General features: G+C 65.7%; 10 protein-coding genes. 2 read left to right on the top strand and 8 right to left on the bottom strand.

Features of this window, described 5'->3' with window-relative positions; all coding sequences use genetic code 11:
- On the top strand, positions 1 to 754 hold a 754-nt coding region (locus ABS88_RS22005), incomplete at its 5' end, for a magnesium transporter (RefSeq protein ID WP_286750588.1).
- A 225-nt stretch (positions 755 to 979) separates the two neighbouring features.
- Positions 980 to 1,108 (top strand): entericidin A/B family lipoprotein, encoded by a 129-nt coding sequence (locus tag ABS88_RS22000; RefSeq protein ID WP_003047780.1) that lies wholly within the window; start codon positions 980 to 982, stop codon positions 1,106 to 1,108.
- Between the two features lie 12 nt (positions 1,109 to 1,120).
- On the opposite strand, the gene tatC is transcribed toward ABS88_RS22000, so the two are convergent.
- From tatC to argS, 8 genes are all read right to left on the bottom strand, one after another.
- The gene (tatC, locus tag ABS88_RS21995; protein ID WP_003047782.1) at positions 1,121 to 1,936 is read right to left on the bottom strand and encodes a twin-arginine translocase subunit TatC; all 816 of its coding nucleotides are present in this window, start codon (positions 1,934 to 1,936) and stop codon (positions 1,121 to 1,123) included.
- A complete protein-coding gene (gene tatB / locus ABS88_RS21990; RefSeq protein WP_003047786.1) occupies positions 1,933 to 2,370 on the bottom strand; it encodes a Sec-independent protein translocase protein TatB in 438 nt (145 codons plus the stop codon). The genes tatC and tatB overlap by 4 nt, the downstream gene beginning before the upstream one ends.
- Before the next feature lie 32 nt (positions 2,371 to 2,402).
- Positions 2,403 to 2,630 (bottom strand): twin-arginine translocase TatA/TatE family subunit, encoded by a 228-nt coding sequence (locus ABS88_RS21985; protein ID WP_062765399.1) that lies wholly within the window; start codon positions 2,628 to 2,630, stop codon positions 2,403 to 2,405.
- Between the two features lie 25 nt (positions 2,631 to 2,655).
- Positions 2,656 to 3,255 carry an SMC-Scp complex subunit ScpB gene (gene scpB / locus ABS88_RS21980; RefSeq protein WP_062765402.1) on the bottom strand — a complete coding sequence of 200 codons (600 nt, stop codon included), beginning with the start codon at positions 3,253 to 3,255 and terminating at the stop codon, positions 2,656 to 2,658.
- Positions 3,252 to 4,022, bottom strand: coding sequence for a segregation and condensation protein A (locus tag ABS88_RS21975; RefSeq protein WP_286750587.1), 771 nt, complete (start codon positions 4,020 to 4,022; stop codon positions 3,252 to 3,254). Before ABS88_RS21975 ends, scpB begins: the two co-directional genes overlap by 4 nt.
- Positions 4,023 to 4,040: 18 nt before the next feature.
- Positions 4,041 to 5,048 carry a beta-N-acetylhexosaminidase gene (gene nagZ / locus ABS88_RS21970; RefSeq protein WP_003047798.1) on the bottom strand — a complete coding sequence of 336 codons (1,008 nt, stop codon included), beginning with the start codon at positions 5,046 to 5,048 and terminating at the stop codon, positions 4,041 to 4,043.
- Positions 5,049 to 5,156: 108 nt separating this feature from the next.
- Positions 5,157 to 5,930: an SPOR domain-containing protein gene (locus ABS88_RS21965; RefSeq protein WP_286750589.1), complete on the bottom strand. Its 774-nt coding sequence runs from the start codon at positions 5,928 to 5,930 to the stop codon at positions 5,157 to 5,159.
- The coding region (gene argS, locus ABS88_RS21960; protein WP_286750586.1) for an arginine--tRNA ligase at positions 5,930 to 7,402 on the bottom strand (1,473 nt) is incomplete at its 5' end. The genes ABS88_RS21965 and argS, both read right to left, overlap by 1 nt.

Here is a 7,402-nt window from a genome sequence, read left to right as displayed (position 1 = left end):
CATCATGAGGCGCGAACAGACGCTGATCCCGGTCGACATGGACCAGGAAGAGGTCGCGCTGCGCTTCCAGAAATATGCGCTCATCTCGGCCGCGGTGGTTGACAAGGCGGGGCGGCTCGTCGGGATGATCACGGTCGACGACGTCGTCCACATCATCCAGGAAGAGGCGGGCGAGGATATCTTGCGCCTGTCGGGTGCCGGCGACGGCGACATCAACGAACCGATCGCGCTGACCATCCGCACCCGGCTAAGTTGGCTGGTCGTCAACCTCGGCACCGCGATGCTCGCCGCATCGGTCGTCGGCATCTTCGAAACCGCGATCGCCAAATATGCGCTGCTCGCAGTGCTGATGCCGATCGTGTCGGGCATGGGCGGCAACGCCGGGACGCAGACGCTGGCCGTGACCGTGCGCGCGATCGCCACCAATCAGCTTACCGCATCGAACACGATGCGCATGATCCTGCGCGAATTTCGCATCGCGACGGTCAACGGCCTGTCGCTCGGCATTCTGATCGGCGCAGGGACCGCGCTCATCTTCGGCAATCCGCTGCTCGGCGCGGTGATCGCGTCGGCGATGCTTATCAACAATCTGGTCGCGGGGCTCGCGGGCATCTTGGTGCCGGTAACGCTCGACCGTTTCGACATCGATCCGGCGGTATCGTCGGCCGTCTTCGTGACGACGATGACCGACATGATGGGCTTTTTCTCGTTCCTCGGGCTTGCGGTGCTCAGCGGCCTGACGGCGATGGGCTGACCCAAGTCGCTGGATTTGCACGCTTCGCCGGGCTCCCCGAAAATTTTTTCATCGCGGCGATTTTTTTTGCGGAACTTATCGCTCGCAACACGGGTTTCCCATTCGAGCAGCGATCATCGCCCCCCCGCAGCGCTGCTCAGCAACATTGGCCCGGCTCGCATTCCCTCCCCCCCCCTCGAAGCGCGCCGGGCCATTTTGCAAAAATACCGTGAGAGGTGACAGACTATGACGAGTGCTCGCGTAATCCTTCTTACCCTGCTCGCCAGCTTTCTGGTCGCTGGCTGCAACACGGTGAAGGGCGTCGGCCGCGATATCGAATCGGTCGGCCAAGCTGGCGACGACGCCATTCACTGATCGGCGGGTTACTTACCCTTTAGCCTCTTCCGGAGGCTCGACAGGCGCCGCTTCGGCGCCTGTTTTGCGTCGGCGCTGGGTAAACCAGATCGCAAAGATCGAAATCTCGTAAAGGAACACAAGCGGCACCGCGAGGAGGAGCTGGCTCATCACGTCAGGCGGCGTGAACACGGCGGCGATCGCGAACGCCGCGACGATCATGTAGCGGCGCGCGCCGATCAGCTGCTGGCGCGTCACCAGCCCGGCGCGCTCGACCAGCATCAGCAGGATCGGCAACAGAAAGGCGATGCCGAACGCCATGATGAACTGCATCACGAAGCTCAGATAATTGCCTACCGACGGCAGCGCTTCCTGCGTCACGCCGCCGATCTCGCCCTGATAGCCGAGCAGGAATTTCAGCGCGATCGGGATGGTGATGAAATAGGCGAAGGAGGCGCCGATCGCGAACAGGACCGGCGTTGCGAAGAGGAAGGGCAGCAGGGCGCGCTGCTCCTTGCGATAAAGGCCCGGCGCGACGAATTTCCACAGCTGATTGGCGATCACCGGAAAGGCGATCATCATCGCCGCGAACAGCGCAACCTTGATCTCGACGAAAAACGCCTCGAACAATTGCGTATAGATCAGCTTGCCCTGCCCCGCCGCGACGAGCGGATGCACTAGCACGCCGAAGATCGGCCGCGCGAAATAGAGGCACACGCCGAATGCGAGCGCGATCGCGAGTAGCGATTTCAGCAGCCGCGACCGCAGCTCGATCAGATGGTCGAGCAGCGGCATCTTGCCGCCCGCGCCATCCTCATCCTCTTTATGGACTGGCGTATCGGCGCTCATGGCAACGGGCCGTCCTTCGGCGGAACGGCGTGGGTTTCCGGCGGAGTTTCGGTCGACGAGCCGGCCGGGGCGGCGGTAGGCGGCGTCAGGGCCGCGGCATGATCGGGATCGACGGGCGGCGTTTCGCCGGCGTCGGCCGCGCCCGCGTCGGGCAGCGAGGTCGCCGGAATCATTGGCGGCGCATCGACGCCATCGACGCGCGGGAACTGGCGCATGATCGCGTCATTCTGTTCGCGCCACTGCTTTTCCAGCTCCTCAAGCTCGGCCTCGCGCATCATCGTGTCGAGTCCCGAACGGAAGTGGCGCGCCATGCCGCGGGCCTTGGCGACCCATTTGCCGACAAAACGCATCGCCTTCGGCAGATCCTTGGGTCCGATGACGACCAGGGCTACCACCACGACGAGCAGCAACTCGGTCGGCGCGACGTCGAACATCGTTCAGGCCTTCCCCCGCGTGCGGGCCGCGATCAGCGGTTTTCGGTTTCCGCGGTGGGGGTCGGGGTGGCCTCGGGCGCGCGCTGACCATCGATCTGGCGCGGTGCGGGCGGCGGCACATCGTCTTCGGCCATGCCCTTCTTGAAGCTTTTGATGCCCTTGGCGACGTCGCCCATCATGTCCGAAAAGCGACCCTTGCCGAACAATAGCAGGACGAGAATCCCGACCACGAGCCAGTGCCAGATGCTGAAGCTACCCATCTCAAATTCTCCTTGAGGCCGCTATCTAGGCTTCCTCGCCGTCTTTTACTAGGTCCAGTTCGTCCATCGCCGCATCGAAGGCGAGATCGACCGGGTCGAGCAGGCCCGCCGCGCGCAGATCCTCGATCCCGGGCAGATCCTTGCGGCTCGCGAGCCCGAAATGCTGCAGGAAAGCGTCGGTGGTCTTGTAGATCAGCGGCCGCCCCGGCACCTCGCGCCGCCCGGCAGGCGCGATCCATTCGGCCTCCATCAGCACGTCCAGCGTCCCTTTCGACGTCTGGACGCCGCGGATCGCCTCGATCTCGGCGCGGCTCACCGGCTCGTGATAGGCAATGATCGCCAGCACTTCCGCCGCGGCGCGCGACAGCTTGCGCGGATCGTCGCGTTCGCGGCGGAGCAGATGCGCAAGATCGGCGGGGGTCTGGAAATGCCAGTGGCCGCCGCGCTCGACCAGTTCGATACCGCTCCCCGCGTGGCGCGCCGCGATCGCCTGCAGAATCGCGCGCACTTCGCCCGGCGTCAGTTCGTCGTGAAAACGCCCGGCAATCTGACGCGCATCAAGCGCCTCGTCGCTGGCAAAGACCATTGCCTCTATCGCGCGTTCGCGGTCGTCGATCTCGCTCATCCCTGGCTCGCTTTCAGATAAAGGGGCTCGAACGCCGCCTCCTGCCGCAATTCGACCCGCCCCTGCCGCGCCAGTTCGAGCGCGGCGACAAAGCTCGACGCGATCGCCGACCGGCGCAGCGGCCCTTGATAATCGGGGGGCAGAAAGGCCGACAACTCGGCCCAATCGAGCTGGACGCCCAGCATCCGCTGCAAGTGGGTGAGCGCCGCGTCGAGCGTCACCACGGGGCGCCGCGCGACCATATGCACGACGGGTTCGGTGCGCAGCTTGACCTGCCCATAAGCTGAGAGCAGATCGTACAGGCTCGCATCCCAGCGCCGCACCTTTAAATCCTGCAATCCTTCTGGGTTCGGACGCAGGAAGACGTCGCGGCCGATCCGGTCGCGCGCCAGCAGCCGCGCCGCCGCCTCGCGCATCGCTGCGAGCCGCTGCAAGCGCAATTGCAGACGCAGCGCCAGTTCGTCGGGCGACGGATCTTCGGTCGGATCCTTGGGCAGCAGCAGCGCCGATTTCAGATAGGCAAGCCACGCTGCCATCACCAGATAATCGGCCGCAACCTCCAGCTTTGCGCGCATCTCGGCGATGAAAGTCAGATATTGTTCGACCAGCGCCAGGATCGAAATCTGGCGCAGGTCCACCTTCTGACTGCGCGCGAGCGTCAGCAGCAGGTCGAGCGGCCCTTCCCAGCTTTCGAGATTGAGCTGGAGCGCATCCTCGCGCTCCGCCGCTGCCGGCACGACTTCATATTCGAGCGGCAGTTCCTCCATCGATGCCTCAGCCCGCCATCACGCCAGCGCCAGCAGCGCGTCGCGCTGGTCGATCAGCGCCGCGAACTGGCGCTCGTCGTGCATCCCGGCGATCCGCTCCATCGCGCCTTCGAGCCGCGCGAGCGAGTCCGCGCCGATGGGGTCGAGTGCGTTGGCGATGCCGACCATGTCGTCCATCTTCGCCCAGCAGTTGAGCGCCAGGTCGCAGCCCGCGGCGATCGCCGCCGCCGCGCGCGACGGGACGTCGCCTGACAGCGCCTCCATATCGAGGTCGTCGGTCATCAGCAGGCCGTGAAAGCCGATGCGCTGACGGATCACGCTGCCGATGATCGTCGGCGACAGCGTCGCGGGCAGATCGGGATCCCACGCCTTGAAGATAACGTGGCAGGTCATCGCCATCGCCGCGTCACGCAGCGCCGCAAAGGGCGCGAGGTCGGTCTGCAACTCGCGGTCGTGGGCATCGACGACGGGCAGCGCCTTGTGCGAATCGAGCAGCGCACGGCCATGCCCCGGAATATGCTTGACGACCCCAACGACGCCGCCGTCCTGCAATCCGCTCAGGATCGCGCGGCCCAGCGCCGCAACGCGCATCGGCTCGCTGCCCAGCGCGCGATCGCCGATCACATCGCTTGCCCCCGGCTGGCGTACGTCGAGCAGCGGCAGGCAATCGACGGTGATCCCCACTTCGGCAAGCATGGAAGCGAGCGCCATCGCATTGAGCCGCGCCGCCTCGATCGCGCTTGCCGGCGCGCGCTCGTACAGCGCATCGAACGCCGCCCCGCTCGGAAAATCGGGCCATTCGGGTGCCTTCATGCGCGCGACGCGGCCGCCTTCCTGATCGATCAGGATCGGCAGATTGGCGCGCCCGTCAAGCTCGCGCAGCGTATCGGTCAGGCGGCGAAGCTGGGTGCGGTTCTCGATATTGCGGCCGAACAATATATAGCCCGCGGGCGCGCTGTCGCGAAAGAAAGCGCGCTCGTCGTCGGTCAGCGTCAGGCCCGACAGGCCGAAGATCGCGGGTATCATCGTACGTCAACCTCCACCGGCGGACGCCCCCTCAGGCATCGGCCAAGGGATCGACTATGCCATAGCCGGTGCGGCGAACCAACGGCGGGTGCGGCAAAACGGGCGATATCAGCGAACGACGACGCAATTTTCGCCCGCGACGCGCAATTTCCCGCACAAATTCGATGCGTTAGCCGCCGTTCCCGTCGCCACGCGCAAACGGTAGACGGTGCCGCTGCCGGTCTTCACCGGCGAAACGAACCGGTTCAATTCGGACAGATAGGCAAAGCGCTTGCTCAGATTGCCCCACGCCTTGTTCGCCGCCGCCTCGCTGCTGAACGCGCCGAGCTGGACCAGTCCGGTCGCGGCGCCGGCCGCCGCGGCCTGCGCGCTCGCCGTATCGCCGGTCTTGACCGACATCGCCGCGGGCTTGGGCTTGCCCTTGTCAGCCGCCGCGATCCGCGCCGCTTCGGCCTTTGCAGCGGCGGCCTTGTCGGCCTGCGCCTTCGCGGCCTCGGCCTGCGCCATCGCGTCGCGTTCGGCGGGTGTCACTGCGGGTTCCTCGGGCATGCGAGTCGGGTCGACCTTGCCGCCTGGGGTCAGTCCTTCACTCGCCGCAAAGCTCGCTGCGCCCTCACCCTCGAACGTCTTGGCGCCGTCGGTCTTGGGCGGCACCTTGTAATCGCCCTTGTCGGCGACGATCAGCTCGCCCTGCCCGCGCGCGCCGCCGTTCTGGACCCACCACAGCCCGCCGAGCACCGCGCCGATCAGCAGCAAGCCGCCGAGCACCATGATGAGCAGGCGCGCGGGCGAGACTTCGGCATCATCCTCGAAACCTTCGGCGGGTTCCAGCCACGGCAGGCGATCCTCGTCCTCCAGCCCCAATCCCGCATCCGTCGCCATCACGCCATCTCCTCGAGCGCCTCCACCCCCATCAGGTGCAGCCCGTTGCGGATAACCTGCCCGATTCCATCGGCCAAATAAAGGCGGGTTGCGGTCAGTTCGGCGTCATTTGCCAAAATGATACGGGCGTCGGGCCGATCGTTGCCCATGTTCCACCACGCATGAAAGGCCGCGGCGACATCGCCCAGATAAAAGGCGATGCGATGCGGCTCGCGCGCCGTCGCCGCCGCCTCGACCGTGCGCGGGAATTGCGCAAGCAGCTTGACCAGCCCCAGCTCATAGGCATCGAGCCGCGCGATGTCGGGCGCCGCCGCGGCGATGCCCGCATCGGCGAGCTTGCGCTTCAGCGACGCGATACGCGCGTGAGCATATTGAACATAGAAGACCGGATTGTCGCGCGACGCCTCGACCACCTTGGCAAAGTCGAAATCCATCTGCGCGTCGGCCTTGCGCGTCAGCATGGTGAAGCGCACCGCATCCTTGCCGACCTCATCGACGATGTCGGCGAGCGTGACGAAATTGCCCGCGCGCTTCGACATCTTGAACGGCTCGCCATTCTTGAGCAGCCGGACCATCTGGACCAGCTTGACGTCGAACTTCTTGGTGCCGCCGGTCAGCGCCGCGACCGCCGCCTTGATCCGCTTGACCGTCCCCGCATGGTCGGCGCCCCAGATGTCGATCAGCTCGTCGGCGTCCTGCGCCTTCTGATAATGATAGGCGAGGTCGGCGCCGAAATAGGTCCAGCTCCCGTCCGATTTCTTGATCGGCCGGTCCTGATCGTCGCCGAACTTGGTCGAGCGGAACAGCGGCAGTTCAACCGGCTCCCAATCCTCGGGCGTCTCGCCCTTCGGCGCTTCGAGCACACCGTCATAGACCAGGTCATGCTCGCGCAGCCATTTTTCGGCGGCGGCAGGCTTGCCCTCGGCCTGCAGCTCGGCCTCCGACGAGAAGAGATCATGATGGATGCCCAGCTTGGCGAGGTCGGCGCGGATCATGTCCATCATCGCGCTCACCGCCTCGGCGCGGAACAGGCCGAGCCACGCGCTTTCGGGCGCGCCGACATAGCGGTCGCCATATTCGGCGGCGAGCTTTTCAGCGACGGGCTTCAGATAATCGCCGGGGTAGAGCCCCTCGGGGATCGCCCCGATATCTTCGCCCAGCGCCTCGCGGTAGCGCATGTGGACCGAGCGCGCGAGCACATCGACCTGCGCGCCAGCGTCATTGACATAATATTCGCGCGTGACCTTGTGCCCCGAATATTCGAGCAGCGCCGCCAGCGCGTCTCCCACCACCGCGCCGCGGCAATGGCCGACGTGCATCGGGCCGGTCGGGTTCGCCGACACATATTCGACATTGACGCGCCGCGCGGCGCCCATCGCCGAGCGGCCATAGTCGCCCGCCTCGGCATGGATCAGCGCCAGTTCGTCGCGCCAGCTATCGTCGGCGACGCGCAGGTTGATGAAGCCCGGCCC

The sequence above is a fragment of the Sphingopyxis sp. SCN 67-31 genome, assembly GCF_001725095.1.
The sequence above is the reverse complement of the archived record's forward strand: the minus strand, read 5'-3'. Positions and strand labels throughout refer to the sequence as shown.

What these genes read in the sequence shown, in the direction of transcription:
- ABS88_RS22000 (WP_003047780.1), top strand. Translation starts at nt 980, where the DNA reads ATGACGAGTGCTCGCGTAATCCTTCTTACCCTGCTCGCCAGCTTTCTG.
- tatC (WP_003047782.1), bottom strand. Translation starts at nt 1,936, where the DNA reads ATGAGCGCCGATACGCCAGTCCATAAAGAGGATGAGGATGGCGCGGGC.
- tatB (WP_003047786.1), bottom strand. Translation starts at nt 2,370, where the DNA reads ATGTTCGACGTCGCGCCGACCGAGTTGCTGCTCGTCGTGGTGGTAGCC.
- ABS88_RS21985 (WP_062765399.1), bottom strand. Translation starts at nt 2,630, where the DNA reads ATGGGTAGCTTCAGCATCTGGCACTGGCTCGTGGTCGGGATTCTCGTC.
- scpB (WP_062765402.1), bottom strand. Translation starts at nt 3,255, where the DNA reads ATGAGCGAGATCGACGACCGCGAACGCGCGATAGAGGCAATGGTCTTT.
- ABS88_RS21975 (WP_286750587.1), bottom strand. Translation starts at nt 4,022, where the DNA reads ATGGAGGAACTGCCGCTCGAATATGAAGTCGTGCCGGCAGCGGCGGAG.
- nagZ (WP_003047798.1), bottom strand. Translation starts at nt 5,048, where the DNA reads ATGATACCCGCGATCTTCGGCCTGTCGGGCCTGACGCTGACCGACGAC.
- ABS88_RS21965 (WP_286750589.1), bottom strand. Translation starts at nt 5,930, where the DNA reads ATGGCGACGGATGCGGGATTGGGGCTGGAGGACGAGGATCGCCTGCCG.